This is a genomic window from Streptomyces sp. CB01635 (assembly GCF_002803065.1).
GTDB lineage: Bacteria > Actinomycetota > Actinomycetes > Streptomycetales > Streptomycetaceae > Streptomyces.
This window is the reverse complement of sequence record NZ_NNBL01000041.1, coordinates 45,949-62,037: the sequence shown is the minus strand read 5'-3', so window position 1 is coordinate 62,037 and position 16,089 is coordinate 45,949. Positions and strand designations below refer to the sequence as shown.

Genomic DNA, 16,089 nt, shown 5'->3' with positions numbered 1-16,089 from the left:
TGGAGGTGACTGGTACTAATAGGCCGAGGGCTTGTCCTCAGTTGCTCGCGTCCACTGTGTTTGTTCTCAGATAACGAACAGTTGTGTCGGCTGAACGGCTGCACTACTTAATTGAATAGTGTGCTTGTTCGCTGCCTTGTTCGGGAACCCGTTTCCTTGAAACGGGACACTGATAGTGTTTCGGTGGTCATAGCGTGAGGGAAACGCCCGGTTACATTCCGAACCCGGAAGCTAAGCCTCACAGCGCCGATGGTACTGCAGGGGGGACCCTGTGGGAGAGTAGGACGCCGCCGAACAATTTTTAGAGGACCCCTGGTCCCAGCACACACGCTGGGACCAGGGGTCCTTTTTGTTTTGTCGAGGCGCGCCGGCTACCCGGCTGCGCGAGAATGACTGCGGTACCGAAGACAGGAGTCACCCATGTCCACCAACTCTCCCGACGAGCGACCGGAACGCGACCAGCGACACCGGGACAGTGGTGACCGGGACCGGGGCGGATACCGAGGCGGACCGCGGCGTGACAACGACCGCGGCGGCTCCGCGCCCCGCCGGGACGACCGCGATCGCGGTGGCGACCGGGACCGTGGCGGCGATCGCGACCGTGGTCCCCGTCGTGACGGCGACCGTCCCCCCTTCCGTCGCGATGACCGCGGTGGCGACAACCGTGGCGGCGGTTTCCGCCGTGACGACAGCCGCGGTGGCGACAGCCGTGGTGGTGACAACCGTGGCGGTGGAGGTTACCGCCCGCGCGACGACCGCGACCGTGGTCCCCGTCGTGACGGCGACCGTCCCCCCTTCCGTCGCGATGACCGCCGTGACGACAACCGGCGAGACGACCGTCGTGACAGCGACCGCGGCGGATACCGTCCCCGCGAGGACCGTCGTGACGACCGTCGCGATGACAACCGTGGTGGCGGTTTCCGCCGTGACGACAGCCGCGGTGGCGACAACCGTGGCGGTGGCGGTTTCCGTCGTGACGACCGTGGCGGTGACAACCGTGGTGGCGGTTTCCGCCGTGACGACAGCCGCGGTGGCGACAACCGTGGCGGTGGCGGTTTCCGTCGTGACGATCGCGGTGGCGACAACCGTGGCGGTGGCGGTTTCCGTCGTGACGATCGCGGTGGTGACAACCGTGGCGGTGGCGGTTTCCGTCGTGACGATCGCGGTGGTGACAACCGTGGCGGTGGCGGTTTCCGTCCGCGTGACGATCGCGGTGGTGACAGCCGTGGTGGCGGTTCCCGTCCGCGTGACGACCGTGACCGTGGACCGCGTCGTGATGGCGACCGTCCCGGTGGCGAGCGCCCCGCCTTCCGTCGTGACGATCGTGGTGGCGACAACCGTGGTGGTGGATTCCGTCGTGATGATCGCGGTGGTGACAACCGTGGTGGCGGTTTCCGCCGTGAGGACCGTCGTGACGATCGCGCTGGTGACAGCCGTGGTGGCGGTTTCCGTCCGCGTGACGACCGTGACCGTGGACCGCGTCGTGATGGCGACCGTCCCGGTGGCGAGCGCCCCGCCTTCCGACGTGACGAGCGTCGCGACACCGACCGCGGTGGGTTCCGTCCGCGTGACGACCGGCGTGACGACCGCCGCGACGACAGCCGTGGTGGCGGCTTCCGTCGCGACGACAGCCGCGGTGGTGGGTTCCGTCCGCGTGACGACCGCGACCGTGGGCCGCGACGCGACGACCGTGGTGGGCGTCCCGGCGGCTTCCGTGGGCGTGACGACCGTGGGGGCGACGACCGCCGTGGTGGTGGGCGTTACCGCGACGAGCGTGACCGCGACCGCGAGCCCATCCGCCGACTGCCGATCCCCGAGGACGTCACCGGCGACGAGATCGACAAGGACGTGCGGCAGGAGCTCCAGAGCCTGCCGAAGGGCCTGGCCGAGGACGTCGCCAAGAACCTGGTGATGGTCGCCAAGCTGATCGACGAGGATCCCGAGCAGGCGTACGAGTACTCGAAGATCGCGCTGCGGCTCGCCTCCAGGGTCGCCGCCGTGCGTGAGGCCGCCGGCTTCGCCGCGTACGCGAACCAGAAGTACAGCGAGGCGCTCGCCGAGTTCCGCGCCGCCCGGCGCATGACCGGCAACGTCGAGCTGTGGCCCGTCATGGCGGACTGCGAGCGCGGTCTCGGACGGCCCGAGAAGGCCCTCGACATGGCCGGTGCGCCCGAGGTGGCCAAGCTGGACAAGGCCGGACAGGTCGAGATGCGGCTCGTGGCGGCCGGTGCCCGGCGTGACATGGACCAGCTCGACGCGGCCATCGTGACGCTGCAGGGCCCCGAGCTCGCCTCGAACTCCGTACAGCCGTGGACCGCGCGTCTGCGGTACGCGTACGCCGATGCGCTGCTCGCGGCCGGTCGTAAGGACGAGGCGCGCGAGTGGTTCGCGAAGGCCGTCGAGTCCGACCGGGACGCCAGCACCGACGCGTCCGACCGGCTCGCCGAGATGGACGGGGTCGAGTTCGTCGACGCGTTCGAGGACGAGTCCGTCGAGGCGCCCGCCGCAGCCGCGGGGCCCACGGCTCCCGCGGGTGACGACGACGAGCCCTGGGTCGAGGACGACGAGGACGTCGAAGAGTTCTACGACGAGGACGACGAGGAGTTCGAGCCCGAGAACGACAAGGGCTGAGCTCGGCGATGTGAGCGGCTGACCGACGGCCGCGCATGACGCAGCACGACGAACGGGCGGGATCCCAGCGATGGGGTCCCGCCCGTTCGTCGTAAGCGCCTACGGCCTACGCGCGCGTGCCTCGCGGTCAGTCCGCGAGCGTGCGCAGCACCAGACCGGTCGCCGGCTTCGGGCCGAACGACGTCGACTTGCGGGGCATCGTCACGCCCTGCCGTGCCAGGTCGCGGACCACTTCCTCGCGGACCGGGTGCATGAGGACCGCCGTTCCGCCGTCACGTTCCGCCTTCGCGACCGTGGCGGCCGCGTCATGGATGTACGCGATGTGCTCCGGCGCGTCCTCGGGAATGCCCCAGACATGGTCCAGGAGCGTGGAGTGCAGGACCGTCGCGTCCAGCGTGCGCCAGGCCTCCGGGCGGTCGGCAGGGATCGTACGGACCAGGAGGTCCGGGGACGGGGTGTCCGCGAGGTGGAAGGAGCCGGCGCCGGCGAGGAGGAACGCGTTGCCGTGGGCGGCCGCGCCTGCGAGGGCGTCCAGGGCGTGCGACAGCGGACCGGGGACTTCGCGCAGGCGGAAGGAGTTCTTCAGGGCGGCCAGGGCGTCCGGGACCGCTAGGCGGTGCAGGAGGCGATGGATGGCGCGGACGCGCAACGGGTAGCGGGCCGTGTCCACGAGGAGGACCAGGCCGAAGTCCCACGGGGAGGGGGACGGCCGTTCGGAGCGCAGGCGCAGATACGTCGCCCAGCGGTGGTGGCCGTCCGCGATCAGGGCCTGGTGGTGGGCGAGGTCCGCGCGGATCTCCGCCAGCTCGGCCGGGTCGGTGACCGACCACATGCGGTGGGCGAAGCCGTCCTCCGTGGTCGTCGCGAGGAGCGGGGGGCGCTTGACCGTGCGTTCGACGACCGCGGTCGTGCCGGTCGCGTTGCCCTCGCTGCGGTAGGTGAGGAGCAGGGGTTCGAGGTTGGCGGCCGTGGCGCGCATCAGGCCCGCGCGGTCGGCGACCACGTGCGGCATGACGTCCTCGTGGGGCAGGACGACCCCTTCGGACGGCTCGGACAGGCGCAGGGCACCGATGACGCCGCGTTGGAGGTGGTCGCCGTCGCGCTGCTCGTAGACGTACAGCGCGGGGGTCTCGTCGGGGGCCAGGACGCCCTCGGAGAGCCAGAGACGCAGGGTGTCGGCCGCGAGGGCGTTGCGGGTGTCCGGGGAGACGGCCTGCGGGAGGATCAGGCGGACGATGTTGTGCGGGTCCGCGGACTCCAGGTGGTGCAGACCGTCGGGGCGTACGACCACGTCGTACGGCGGTGACGTCACGGCGGCGAGGCTGCCCACGCGCTCGGGAACGTACCGCACACCCCTGAACGGGATCAGGTCGAGGCCGTCGCTGTCCGTCGGACCTGGGGGACCTGCAGTGTTCATTGCTGCATCGTATGTGTGTCAGTGGCATGAGCGATGATCGGGGGAGTGGGATCGAACGAGGAGCGATGTGTAATGAGCCAGACCGTCAGGACGCGGCCCGAAAGCAGTGAGCGGGCGCTGAACGAGGCGTACGACACGGCGCTGCTCGACCTCGACGGGGTGGTGTACGCGGGCGGTGACGCCATCGCGCACGCCCCCGAGTCGCTCGCTGTGGCGCGCGGCGCGGGCATGGGCCTCGCGTATGTCACGAACAACGCGCTGCGTACGCCGGACGCGGTGGCCGAGCATCTGACGGAGCTGGGAATTCCGACGGAGGCCGCGGATGTCATCACGTCGGCGCAGGCCGTGGCGCGCCTGATCAGTGAGCAAGTGCCGGACGGGTCACGGGTGTTGGTGATCGGCGGGGAGGGGCTGCGGGTCGCGCTGAGAGAGCGCGGGCTCGAGCCGGTGGACTCGGCCGACGACGAGCCGGTGGCGGTGGTGCAGGGGTATGGCGGGCCCGACCTGGCCTGGGGGCGGTTCGCGGAGGCCTGTTACGCGATCGCGCGTGGTGTGCCGTGGTTCGCGTCCAATACGGACCTGACCATTCCGAGCGCGCGCGGCATCGCTCCGGGCAACGGCGCGGCGGTCGAGGTCGTCCGAATCGCGACGGGTGCGCAGCCGCAGGTGGCCGGCAAGCCGCTGTCTCCGATGCACCGCGAGACGATCCTGCGGACCGGCGCGGAGCGGCCGTTGGTCATCGGCGACCGCCTCGACACGGACATCGAGGGCGCGTTCAACGGGGAGGTGGACTCGCTGCTCGTCCTGACCGGCGTCACCGACGGCGCGCAGCTGCTCGCCGCGCCGCCCCAGCACCGGCCCACGTATGTCGACGTCGACCTGCGGGGCCTGCTCACCGGGCAGCCGGATGTCGTGGCGCAGGGGGACGGGTTCGCGTGCGGGGGCTGGCTCGCGATCGCGCGGGACGAGCATCTTGAGCTGGAGGGGGACGGCGAGGCGATCGACGGGCTGCGTGCCCTGTGCGCGGCGGCGTGGACGGCGGCCGGGGACGGGACCTGCGGGCTCGACGGGGCGAAGGCACTGGCGCGGCTGGGGGTTTGAGGCGGCGGGGGCGGGGAGGCGTGCCGGTGGGTGCGGCTTTTCCCGCGCTTCCCTGCTTCCCCGCTTTCCCGCGCAGCTCCCGTCGGCAGCGATGCCGGTAGCGACCTCGAAGCGGCCGAGGAGGGTAGGCTAACCTAACCACGTGTTGGTCGACAGTCCCCCCGAACAGCGCGCGGACACCGCCGCCGCGCCCCCGAACCGCTGGGCGATACGTACGGTCGGGCTCCTCGGAGCCGTCGTCGTACTGCTCGTGCTCCTGGTCGTGAGCATCGCGATCGGGGCGAAACCTCTGTCCGTGGACCAGGTGTGGCACGGCCTGTTCGACGACACCGGGACGTTCAGCGACGTCGTGGTCGGCGAGCGGCTCGCGCGTACGCTGCTCGGGCTCCTCGCCGGTGTCGCGCTCGGACTCTCCGGCGCGGTCCTCCAGGCGCTGACCCGTAACCCCTTGGCGGACCCCGGACTCCTCGGCATCAACATGGGCGCCTCGGCGGCCGTCGTCACCGCCATCAGCTTCTTCGGCGTCAGCTCGCTGACGGGCTATGTGTGGTTCGCCTTCCTCGGGGCCGCGGCCGTGGGTGTTCTCGTCTACGTCCTCGGGGGGACCCGCAGCGCGACCCCGGTGCGGCTCGCGCTCGCCGGGACCGCCATCAGCGCCGCGCTCTACGGCTATCTCCAGGCCGTGATGATCATGGACAACGCGGCGCTCGGCAAGATGCGCTTCTGGACGGTCGGTTCGCTCGTCTCCGCCGACATGTCGACGATCCGGCAGGTGCTGCCGTTCATCACCGTCGGTACGGTGCTCGCCCTCGCGCTCGCGCGGCCGCTCAACGCCATGGCGATGGGCGATGACACGGCCCGTGCCCTCGGTGCGAACCTGAACAGGACGCGCGCGCTGTCCATGGCGGCCGCCACGCTGCTGTGCGGCGCCGCGACCGCCGCCTGCGGGCCCATCGTGTTCGTCGGTCTCATGGTGCCGCACGTCGTGCGCTCCTTCACCGGCCCCGACCTGCGCTGGATCCTGCCGTTCTCGGCCGTCCTGTCGCCCGTACTGCTGCTCGGCGCCGACGTCGTCGGCCGGCTCGTGGCACGGCCCGCCGAGATCCAGGTCGGCATCGTCACCGCGATCATCGGCGGCCCGGTCTTCATCTACCTCGTGCGCCGGCGGAAGGTCACCCAGCTGTGAAGGCGATCCGTACCCGGGGCGGCATCTCCCTGCGCCTCGACATCCGCGCGTTCGTCGTCGTCCTCGTGCTGCTGTGCGCCGCGCTCGCCGCGAGCGTCGTGCTGATCGGCACCGGCGACTTCCCCATCTCCGCCACCGACGTGATCCGTACGCTGATCGGCAACGGTGACCCGGGGCAGGAGTTCATCGTCAACGACCTGCGGCTGCCCAGGGTCCTCGTGGGCCTCCTCGTGGGTGCGGCGCTCGCGCTCGGCGGCGCGCTCTTCCAGGCCATCTCCCGCAATCCGCTGGGCAGTCCGGACATTCTGGGCCTCGGCCAGGGTTCCACGGCCGGTGCGCTCGTCATGATCGTGCTGTTCTCGGGGGGAGCCGCCCAGGTCGCGCTCGGAGCGCTCGTCGGCGGTCTGGTGACCGGGTTCGGCATCTATCTGCTCGCCTGGAAGCGCGGCGTGCACGGATACCGGCTCGTCCTGGTCGGCATCGGAATGTCCGCCATCATGACGGCGGTCAACGGCTATCTGCTGACCAAGGCCGACATCGTCGACGCCGCCCGCGCGACGGTCTGGATGACGGGATCCCTCGACGGCCGCGACTGGAAGCAGGTCTGGCCCCTGCTCGCCCTGTGCGCCGTCCTCGTACCCGTGGCCCTCACGTACGCGCGTCCGCTGCGCATGCTGGAGATGGGCGACGACGTGGCGAACGCGCTCGGGGTGCGGGTCGAGCGGACGCGGCTCGTCCTGCTCGTGGCCGCCGTGCTGCTCACCGCCGCGGCCACCGCCGCCGCGGGGCCCGTCGGATTCGTCGCACTGACCGCCCCCCAACTGGCCCGGCGGCTGACCCGCTCGCCCGGCCCGAACGTCGTGGCGTCCATGTGCATGGGCGCAGCTCTGCTCGTCACCGCCGACTGGATCTCGCAGCGCGCCTTCGGAGCCGACCAGCTGCCCGTCGGAGTGGTCACCGGAGTCGTCGGCGGCGTCTATCTGCTGTGGCTCCTGGTCTCCGAGCGGAAGGCCGGCCGGATATGAGCGACAGCAACCCCAGCCAGAGCAACAAGCGGAGGAGCAACACCGTGAACCGACTGTCCGCCGAGAACGTCACCCTGGGCTACGACCAGCGTGTGATCGCGTCGGAGCTCTCGGTCGAGATCCCCGACAACTCCTTCACCGTGATCGTCGGCCCGAACGCCTGCGGCAAGTCCACGCTGCTGCGCGCGCTGTCGCGGATGCTGAAGCCCTCGTCGGGCCGGGTGCTCCTCGACGGGCAGGCCATCCAGTCGATGCCGGCGAAGAAGGTGGCGCGCACGCTCGGGCTCCTGCCCCAGTCGTCGATCGCGCCCGACGGCATCACCGTCGGCGACCTCGTCTCCCGCGGCCGCTACCCCCACCAGGGCCTGCTGCGCCAGTGGTCCAGCGAGGACGAGCGGATCGTGCAGGAGTCGATGGCCTCCACCGGAGTCGCCGAACTGACCGATCGCTTTGTCGACGAACTGTCCGGCGGCCAGCGCCAGCGCGTATGGATTGCGATGGCGCTCGCCCAGCAGACCCCGCTGCTCCTCCTCGACGAGCCGACCACGTATCTCGACATCCAGCACCAGATCGACGTGCTTGACCTCTGCGCGGAGCTGCACGAGGAACAGGGGCGCACGCTCGTCGCGGTCCTGCACGACCTCAACCACGCGGCCCGTTACGCCACCCATCTGATCGCCCTGCGCGGCGGCGAGGTCATCGCCGAGGGAGCGCCGGGCGACATCGTCACCGCGGACCTCGTCGAGCGGCTCTTCGGGATGAAGTGCCAGGTCATCGATGATCCGGAGACCGGTACTCCGCTGGTGGTGCCGGCCGCGCGGAAGGCCAGGAAGGGTCTGGTGCGGGACGCGGAGGTGCCCGCGAAGGCGGTGGCTAAAGCAGCGTCCTGAGCCGCAGCAGGTCGCGGAAGCCGGCCTCCAGCCTGATCCGGCCGGAGGCCCAGGCCTTCGCGAAGTTCAGCCTGCCGTCGACCATCGCGACCAGGTCGTCGCCGGTCATCGCGAGCCGGATCTGCGCCCGGTCGGGCGGCGGCCCGTCGACCGTGTCGAGCACCTCGATCCGGCCGTTCTCGAGCCGGCCCGTGAATGTGATCTTGAGGTCCGTGACATGGCAGCTCAGAGAGCGGTCGAGCGCAGCAGCGCTGCGTACCCCGCCCTCCGCGCCCGCCAGATTGTCCGAGAGTTTGTCGAGTGCGGCACGGCACTCCTGCGTCGTCGCCATCGCGGTCGACCGTACCCCAGTGCTACGGGGTAGCGTCGTGGCATGAACGACTCTCATCCGGACCCCGACCAGGTGCCGGACCAGGCGGCCGGGGCCCCGGAGGTCCAGGACGAACCGTCGTACGAGCCTGCGGCCCCGGCCGTCCTCGGGGTCCCGCGCACCCCCACCGGCAACGCGGACGTGGACACCGGGCTCGACCGGCTCGCCGACGTCGACCACCTCACTGCCGACGGACACATCGAGGTGTACGAGGATGTACACCGGGGCCTGCGTGACGCGCTGACCGCGCTGGACGCACGCCCCGAGCCCTCACCCTTGAACCGACACAGGAGCTGAACCGAACGTGGCAGGAGTGGCACGACGCCGCCTCGACGCCGAGCTCGTCCGCCGGAAGCTCGCCCGCTCGCGCGAGCACGCGAGCCAGCTGATCGCCGCGGGCCGCGTCACGGTCGGCAGGACCACCGCGACCAAGCCCGCCACGCAGGTGGAGACGGCCGCCGCGATCGTGGTCACGCAGGACGACGACGACCCCGACTACGTCTCGCGCGGCGGCCACAAACTCGCGGGGGCGCTCGCGGCCTTCGTGCCGCAGGGGCTCGCCGTCGAGGGACGCCGCGCGCTCGACGCGGGGGCGTCCACGGGCGGGTTCACCGACGTACTGCTGAGGGCCGGCGTCGCCCATGTCGTCGCCGTCGACGTCGGGTACGGGCAGCTCGCCTGGTCGCTGCAGAGCGATGAACGCGTCACCGTCAAGGACCGTACGAACGTACGCGAGTTGACGCTGGAGGCGATCGATGGAAAACCCGTGGACCTGGTCGTCGGAGACCTGTCCTTCATCCCGCTCGGCCTGGTGCTGCCCGCCCTCGCGCGGTGCGCGGCGCCCGACGCGGACCTGGTGCTCATGGTGAAGCCGCAGTTCGAGATCGGCAAGGAGCGGCTCGGCAGCGGCGGTGTCGTGCGGAGTTCGGAACTGCGGGCCGAGACGGTGCGCACGGTGGCCCGGCAGGCGTTCGAACTCGGCCTCGGCGTACGGGGTGTGACGGCGAGCCCGCTGCCCGGGCCGTCCGGAAACGTCGAGTATTTTCTGTGGCTCCGCGCCGGTGCGCCCGAACTCGACCCGGCGGACGTTGACCGTGCAGTGGCGGAGGGGCCGCGTTGACACAGACCCGAGCTCGAACTGTTTTCCTGCTCGCGCACACCGGGCGGCCCGCCGCCATCCGGAGTGCCGAACTCGTCGTCGAGGGGCTGCTGCGCAGCGGCATCGGCGTGCGGGTCCTGGAGTCGGAGGCGGCGGACCTGCCGCTCCCGGCGTCGGTGGAGCTCGTGAAGGAGGCGACTCCGGAGTGCCTCGACGCCTGTGAGCTGCTCGTCGTCCTCGGCGGCGACGGGACGCTGCTGCGCGGCGCCGAGTTCGCCCGGGCCTCCGGCGTCCCGATGCTCGGGGTGAACCTCGGCCGCGTCGGCTTCCTCGCCGAGGCCGAGCGCGACGACCTCGACAAGGTCGTCAACCGCGTCGTCACCAAGGCGTACGAGGTCGAGGAGCGCATGACGATCGACGTCGTCGTGCACAGCAACGGCGATGTCGTGCACCGCGACTGGGCGCTCAACGAGGCCGCCGTGCAGAAGATGTCGGCCGAGCGGATGCTCGAGGTCGTCCTGGAGATCGACGGGCGTCCCGTCACCGGCTTCGGCTGCGACGGCATCGTGTGCGCGACGCCCACCGGCTCCACGGCCTACGCGTTCTCCGCCGGCGGGCCCGTCGTGTGGCCCGAGGTCGAGGCGCTCCTCATGGTGCCGATCAGCGCGCACGCCCTGTTCGCCAAGCCGCTGGTCACGTCGCCGGACTCGGTGCTCGCCGTCGAGGTGCAGCAGCACACTCCGCACGGCGTGCTGTGGTGCGACGGGCGGCGGACCGTGGAACTGCCCGCGGGGGCGCGCGTCGAGGTGCGGCGCGGGGCGGTGCCGGTGCGACTCGCGCGGCTGCACCACGCCTCGTTCACGGATCGACTTGTCGCCAAGTTCGCGCTGCCCGTCTCCGGCTGGCGCGGTAAGCCCCACTGAGTACGCAGGTGATCACGTCCGTACGACGGTGATCGCGCGGTGGCGCATCACCGACCGCACCGGGACACCGGTCGCGAGCAGCGTCAGCAGGAGCGTGCCCGCGACCGTCCCGGCCGCCAGGGTCCAAGGGACGTACGGCACGGGGGAGCCGAACACCGTGTCGAGGATCGGCGCGAGCGTGACGAGCGCGATCAGGGCGCCGAGCAGCAGCGCCGTACCGGCGACGACGACGGCCTCCCACGCGGCCATGGAGCGCACCTGGCCGCGCTGGGTGCCGACCACCCGCAGCAGGGCCACATCCCGTCGCCGCTCGAACGAGATCATGGCGAGCGTGTTGGCCGCGGCGATGGCGGCGAACCCCGCGTACAGCGCCGTACCCATGTAGTCGAGCCATACTTCGCCGGTGCTGCCCGCCGAGCCCGTGCGGTGCTGCGCCGTCGTGTGCAGCGCGACCTTGGTGAGGCCGAAGCCGACGACGAGGACGAGTGGGACGACGGCAGCCGAGAAGCGGCGGGGCTGCGAGCGGACGTTGAGCATCGCGAGCCGCGCACTCGCGCCGAAGCGGCCCACGAGCGCCGAGACCAGCCAGGCCGCGGGGCCCACGATGCGCGGGCCGAGCAGGCCCACTCCCACGCAGAACAGGATCAGGACGAGGAACGCGCCCTGGCCCGCCTCTTCGGCGTCCTGCCGGGACAGCAGCACCGAGAGGAAGCACGCCCCGGCCACCGCGACCAGGCCGAGCGGCGCCCTGAGCAGGCCCAGGCGCCGCCTGCCCGCCGCCGCCTCGGACAGCGCGCGGGCGGGCCGCAGGAGCGAGAACCGCAGCGACGAGAGCAGCGCGGCGGCCGTCGACGTCACCACGGCCACCCCGAGACAGACCGGCAGCGCGACCCAGCTGAAGCGGAACGGCACCCCCGGCGGGATCAGGCCGTGCGTGACCATGCCGGAGAACCAGGCCCTGGCGAGCAGCGCGCCCGCGGCGAAACCCGCGAGCGCCGCGGGGACGGACGCGGCGAGGGCCTGCCTCGCCACAGCGCGGCGCACCTGACGCGGGCGGGCCCCGATCGCGCGCACGAGGGCGAGCTCGCGGTGCTGCTGCGTGACGGCCGTACCCATCGTCGAGACGACCACGAAAATCGACATGTAGATCGAACCGATGAGAAGGACGGCCGCGATGTCGCCGACGCCGTTCTCCGTGATGCGGTGGCGTGCGCCGGCCGGCAGTCCGTCGGTGCTCGTGGCGAGCAGCACCGTCGTCGACGCGCTCACCACCGTCGCCGCGAACAGTGCGGCGACCGCTGTGCCGACGAAGGCGGGACGGTGTGCGGTCAGGGCTGCCCTGGCCAGTCCGGTAGTCATGGGATCCAGGGTGCGGGCGCCCGGGGTGCGGGCACCATACGGCGGGCGTCCGCTCCGGCAGGGGGGATATCCCCACCCGCGCGGGTGACAACGGATGACAAATGGGCCGGACGCAGCCGCTCACGACCTGCGAATTCGGTCCATGGGGAGGGAAGCGGGGCAGGGCCCGTCGCACACATGGCCCGCGACCTCGTAAGGTCGTGTCCGTGTTGGAGGAGATGCGGATACGGTCGCTCGGAGTCATCGACGACGCGGTGGTCGAGCTGTCGCCGGGATTCACCGCCGTGACCGGCGAGACCGGTGCGGGCAAGACGATGGTGGTCACCAGCCTCGGCCTGCTGCTCGGCGGGCGCGCGGACCCAGCCCTCGTGAGGATCGGCGCCAAGGCGGCGGTCGTCGAGGGCCGGATCACCGTGCCCGAGGGCACCGCGGCCATCGTGCGCGCCCAGGAGGCGGGCGCCGAGCTCGACGACGGGGCGCTGCTCATCAGCCGTACCGTCTCGGCGGAGGGGCGCTCACGGGCGCATCTCGGCGGGCGTTCGGTGCCGGTGGGCATGCTGACCGAGCTCGCCGACGAACTCGTCGCCGTGCACGGCCAGACCGACCAGCAGGGGCTGCTCAAGCTGTCCCGGCAGCGGGGGGCCCTCGACCGTTACGCGGGAGACGCGGTCGCCGTGCCGCTCACCAAGTACCAGGCCGCCTACCGTCGGCTCCGGGCCGTCAGCGCCGAGCTCGACACCATCGTCACCCGCGCGCGTGAACGCGCTCAGGAAGCCGATCTGCTGCGTTTCGGACTCGACGAGATCGCGGCCGTCGAGCCGCGCGGCGGCGAGGACGTCGAGCTGTCGGCGGAGGCCGAGCGGCTCGGTCACGCGGAGGCGCTCGCCTCGGCCGCCTCCGCCGCGCACGCCGCGCTCGCGGGCAACCCCGAGGATCCCGAGGGCGTCGACGCCACCACCCTCGTGGGCGGCGCGAACCGGGCGCTCGACGCCGTACGTTCGCACGACCCGGCCCTGTCCGCGCTCGCCGACCGGATCGGCGAGATCGGCATCCTCCTGTCCGACGTGGCGGGAGAGCTCGCCGGATACGCCGACGACCTCGACGCCGACCCGCTGCGGCTCGCCGCGGTCGAGGAGCGGCGGGCGGCGCTTACGCAGCTGACGCGCAAGTACGGCGGGGCGGGCGGGAGTACGGACGAGGTGCTCGCCTGGGCCGAGCAGGGGTCCGCGCGGCTGCTCGAACTCGACGGCGACGACGACCGGATCGGTGAGCTGACCGCCGAGCGGGACGGGCTCCGCGGTGAACTGGGCGCTCTGGCACAGGCGTTGACGGACTCCCGCACGGAAGCGGCGTCACGCTTCGCCGCGGCCGTCACGCAGGAGCTGGCCTCGCTCGCCATGCCCCACGCGCGCGTGTCCTTCGACATCCGCCGCACCGACGACCCGGACGGTGTCGAGCTCGACGGGCGCACGGTCGCGTACGGCCCCTCCGGGGTGGACGAGGTCGAGCTGCTGCTCGCCCCGCACCCCGGCGCCCCGCCGCGGCCGATCGCCAAGGGGGCCTCGGGCGGTGAACTGTCCCGCGTGATGCTCGCCGTGGAGGTCGTGTTCGCCGGTACCGATCCCGTGCCCACGTATCTGTTCGACGAGGTCGACGCGGGCGTCGGCGGCAAGGCCGCCGTGGAGATCGGCAGGCGTCTCGCCAAGCTCGCCAAGTCGGCGCAGGTCGTGGTCGTCACGCACCTTCCGCAGGTGGCGGCGTTCGCCGACCGGCAGCTCCTCGTGGAGAAGACGAACGACGGGACCGTGACCCGGTCCGGCGTCACCGTCCTCGAGGGCGAGGACCGGATCCGCGAACTGTCCCGGATGCTGGCGGGCCAGGAGGACTCCGAGACGGCGCGCGCGCACGCGGAGGAACTGCTCGCCACCGCCCGGGCGGACGCGTAACCGCCCATGGAAAAGCGTGTGGTGGGCCGGTTCGCGGCCCTCGCGGCCGGTGCCGTCGTGGCCCGGGCCGGGTTTGCGGCGCTGCGGCGGGCCAGGCCGGGTGGGCCGGGCCTGTGGGAGCGGACGAACTTCGCGGGCCGGGCCGTCGACCTGTGCGCCGGGCCGGCCGTCGTGGCCGGGGCCGTCGCCGGTGCGGCCGCCGCCACCTCGGGTCGGGATCGCCGTGCCGCGGTCCTGGCCGTGCTCGCCGCCGGGGCGTGCGGCGCGTACGACGACGTGGCCGGTGCCGGTGATCCGCGCAGCGGGTTCCGGGCCCATCTGTCGGCGCTGCGCGACGGTGAACTGACCAGCGGAGCCGTGAAGTTGATCGGTATCTCCGCCGCGGGGCTCGCCGCGGGTTCGCTGCTCGAGGAACGGATCGTGGACAAGGCGCTCGCCGGTGTCGTGATCGCCGGCGCGGCGCACTTCGTGAACCTGGTGGACGTACGGCCCGGGCGGGCGGCCGCGGCCGTGCTCGCGCTCGGGGCGCCCGGACTGCTGAAGGGGGCCGTCGCCGCGGCCCCCATGGGCGCGGTGGCCGCCGTCCTGCCGGAGGACCTCGACGGGCGGACCATGATCGGCGACACCGGGGCACACGCCCTGGGCGCGGCGCTCGGCGTCGCCGTCGTCGCGGGGAACGGGCGCGCCGGACTCCTCGCACACGCGGCCGGACTGGTCCTCGCCGCGGCATACGGGGACAAAGTGACCGCATGGGCCCGCGGGGCGGAGTCAGTTCGACACACCTGAATTCACGCGTGTGAGTGATCCCGTACGACGTGTTGCCCACTCCGACACGGTGGGGACTCCGGGCCGGTGCCGGAACGCCCGTACGGGCTGGCATCCTTGGCCCAGACCGTTACGGCGCGACATCCCGCGCGTCCCGCACCGACCGACCCAGGAGTCCCGGCCACGTGAGTCACGTGAGCAGCCAGCCAGCGCACGGCCAGTCACCGCTGCGCACCGTGCAAGTGCTCGGCGGCGGCAGCGCCGGAAGCAGCACGCACGTCAGGTCGCTGGCCGCCGGGCTCGTCGCCAGAGGAGTACGCGTCACGGTGTGCGCACCCGTCGAGGTCGCACACGTCTACGGCTTCGCGGACGTCGGCGCGCAGCACGTCACCGTGCCCCGCAGCAGCGACCCCGGGTCCGTCGCGGCGCTGCGGGTCGCCTGCGCCGACGCCGACCTCGTCCACGCGCACGGGCTGCACGCCGCGCTGCGGGCCTCCCTCGCACTCAGCGGCAGGACCACGCCCCTCGTCGTCACCTGGCACACCCGCTCCCACGCCGAGGGCGCCCGCGCCCATCTGCTGCGTCTGCTCGAACGGCGCGTGGCCAGAGCCGCGTCCGTGGTCCTCGGCACCTCGTCGGACCTCGTCGAGCGGGCCCGCGTCCGCGGCGCCCGGGACGCAAGGCTGGCCGCGGTCGCCTTCCCGGCGCCGCGCCGCCCCGATGCATCGGAAGCCGCGCCGGTGCCGGGACCCGAGGGGCCCGAGGACCCGGAGCGCCTGCGGCACAAGTCACGGGCCGAACTCGGCGCTGTGGACCGGCCGTTGCTGATGGCCGTCGGCAGCCTCGTGAAACACCGCGGGTACGGGACGCTGCTGGACGCCGCGCGCACCTGGCGCCATCTCGACCCGGTGCCGCTGCTCGTCATCGCGGGCGAGGGGCCGGAGCGGGGCGCGCTCCAGCGCCGCATCGAGAGCGAGCAGCTGCCGGTACGGCTCGTGGGGCGCCGTGACGACGTCTCCGAGCTGCTCGCGTCCGCCGATGTGGCTCTGCTGACCAGCAGTTGGGAGTCCCGGTCGATCCTCGCGCAGGAGGCGCTCCACGCGCGCGTACCGCTCGTCGCGACCGACGTCGGCGGCATCCCCGAACTCGTCGGCGACGCCGCGGAACTCGTCCCTTACGGCGACGCGCGCGCCCTCGCCGACACCGTCACCCGCCTCCTGTCCGACCCCGCGCGCCGCGACCAACTCAGGGAGCGCGGCGCCGTACAGGCGGCGTCGTGGCCGACGGAGGACGAGACCGTGGCCCAAGTGCTCAGCGTCTACGACGAGTTGACGGGCACACGGGCGTAGGGCCGACCTGCTGCAGCCCTGGCGGCAC

The 16,089-nt window shown here is 72.2% G+C and carries 15 protein-coding genes and 1 rRNA gene; 13 read left to right on the top strand and 3 right to left on the bottom strand.

The window, feature by feature from the left end:
- The first annotated feature begins 179 nt into the window (after nt 1-179).
- The 3 genes from rrf (at nt 180) to CG723_RS47185 (ending at nt 2,631) form a co-directional block, all read left to right on the top strand.
- Nucleotides 180-296 (top strand): 5S ribosomal RNA (rrf, locus tag CG723_RS43165).
- Between the two features lie 347 nt (nt 297-643).
- Nucleotides 644-1,912: a hypothetical protein gene (locus CG723_RS47190; RefSeq protein ID WP_199842113.1), complete on the top strand. Its 1,269-nt coding sequence runs from the start codon at nt 644-646 to the stop codon at nt 1,910-1,912.
- Nucleotides 1,804-2,631 (top strand): tetratricopeptide repeat protein, encoded by an 828-nt coding sequence (locus CG723_RS47185; protein ID WP_100599036.1) that lies wholly within the window; start codon nt 1,804-1,806, stop codon nt 2,629-2,631. The genes CG723_RS47190 and CG723_RS47185 overlap by 109 nt, the downstream gene beginning before the upstream one ends.
- Nucleotides 2,632-2,758: 127 nt before the next feature.
- Here CG723_RS47185 and CG723_RS43155 read toward each other — a convergent pair whose 3' ends face one another.
- Entirely contained in the window at nt 2,759-4,048 is a 1,290-nt protein-coding gene (locus tag CG723_RS43155; RefSeq protein WP_100599028.1) for a DUF1015 family protein, read from the bottom strand.
- A gap of 72 nt (nt 4,049-4,120) precedes the next feature.
- Between CG723_RS43155 and CG723_RS43150 the strand changes: the two genes are divergently transcribed.
- From CG723_RS43150 to CG723_RS43135, 4 genes are all read left to right on the top strand, one after another.
- Nucleotides 4,121-5,149: an HAD hydrolase-like protein gene (locus CG723_RS43150; RefSeq protein ID WP_100599027.1), complete on the top strand. Its 1,029-nt coding sequence runs from the start codon at nt 4,121-4,123 to the stop codon at nt 5,147-5,149.
- Nucleotides 5,150-5,291: 142 nt separating this feature from the next.
- The gene (locus CG723_RS43145) at nt 5,292-6,335 is read left to right on the top strand and encodes a FecCD family ABC transporter permease (protein WP_100599026.1); all 1,044 of its coding nucleotides are present in this window, start codon (nt 5,292-5,294) and stop codon (nt 6,333-6,335) included.
- A complete protein-coding gene (locus tag CG723_RS43140) occupies nt 6,332-7,360 on the top strand; it encodes a FecCD family ABC transporter permease (protein ID WP_100599025.1) in 1,029 nt (342 codons plus the stop codon). The genes CG723_RS43145 and CG723_RS43140 overlap by 4 nt, the downstream gene beginning before the upstream one ends.
- Nucleotides 7,357-8,250 (top strand): ABC transporter ATP-binding protein, encoded by an 894-nt coding sequence (locus CG723_RS43135; RefSeq protein ID WP_100599024.1) that lies wholly within the window; start codon nt 7,357-7,359, stop codon nt 8,248-8,250. The genes CG723_RS43140 and CG723_RS43135 overlap by 4 nt, the downstream gene beginning before the upstream one ends.
- Here the strand turns inward: CG723_RS43135 and CG723_RS43130 are convergent.
- Nucleotides 8,234-8,581: an SCP2 sterol-binding domain-containing protein gene (locus CG723_RS43130; protein WP_100599023.1), complete on the bottom strand. Its 348-nt coding sequence runs from the start codon at nt 8,579-8,581 to the stop codon at nt 8,234-8,236. The genes CG723_RS43135 and CG723_RS43130 overlap by 17 nt on opposite strands.
- Before the next feature lie 42 nt (nt 8,582-8,623).
- Between CG723_RS43130 and CG723_RS43125 the strand changes: the two genes are divergently transcribed.
- The 3 genes from CG723_RS43125 to CG723_RS43115 are packed head-to-tail and all read left to right on the top strand — an operon-like array spanning nt 8,624 to nt 10,642.
- On the top strand, nt 8,624-8,917 hold the full coding sequence (locus CG723_RS43125; RefSeq protein ID WP_100599022.1) for a hypothetical protein: 294 nt from the start codon (nt 8,624-8,626) through the stop codon (nt 8,915-8,917).
- 7 nt (nt 8,918-8,924) lie between these two features.
- Nucleotides 8,925-9,740, top strand: coding sequence for a TlyA family RNA methyltransferase (locus CG723_RS43120; protein ID WP_100599021.1), 816 nt, complete (start codon nt 8,925-8,927; stop codon nt 9,738-9,740).
- Nucleotides 9,737-10,642 carry an NAD kinase gene (locus CG723_RS43115; RefSeq protein WP_100599020.1) on the top strand — a complete coding sequence of 302 codons (906 nt, stop codon included), beginning with the start codon at nt 9,737-9,739 and terminating at the stop codon, nt 10,640-10,642. Before CG723_RS43120 ends, CG723_RS43115 begins: the two co-directional genes overlap by 4 nt.
- A gap of 12 nt (nt 10,643-10,654) precedes the next feature.
- Here CG723_RS43115 and CG723_RS43110 read toward each other — a convergent pair whose 3' ends face one another.
- Nucleotides 10,655-12,001, bottom strand: a complete 1,347-nt coding sequence (locus CG723_RS43110; protein ID WP_100599019.1) for an FtsX-like permease family protein — start codon at nt 11,999-12,001, stop codon at nt 10,655-10,657.
- Nucleotides 12,002-12,219: 218 nt separating this feature from the next.
- Between CG723_RS43110 and recN the strand changes: the two genes are divergently transcribed.
- The 3 genes from recN (at nt 12,220) to CG723_RS43095 (ending at nt 16,061) form a co-directional block, all read left to right on the top strand.
- A complete protein-coding gene (gene recN / locus CG723_RS43105) occupies nt 12,220-13,947 on the top strand; it encodes a DNA repair protein RecN (RefSeq protein WP_100599018.1) in 1,728 nt (575 codons plus the stop codon).
- 6 nt (nt 13,948-13,953) lie between these two features.
- Nucleotides 13,954-14,733: a hypothetical protein gene (locus tag CG723_RS43100; protein WP_100599017.1), complete on the top strand. Its 780-nt coding sequence runs from the start codon at nt 13,954-13,956 to the stop codon at nt 14,731-14,733.
- Nucleotides 14,734-14,897: 164 nt separating this feature from the next.
- Nucleotides 14,898-16,061: a glycosyltransferase family 4 protein gene (locus CG723_RS43095; protein WP_100599016.1), complete on the top strand. Its 1,164-nt coding sequence runs from the start codon at nt 14,898-14,900 to the stop codon at nt 16,059-16,061.
- Nucleotides 16,062-16,089 lie beyond the last annotated feature (28 nt).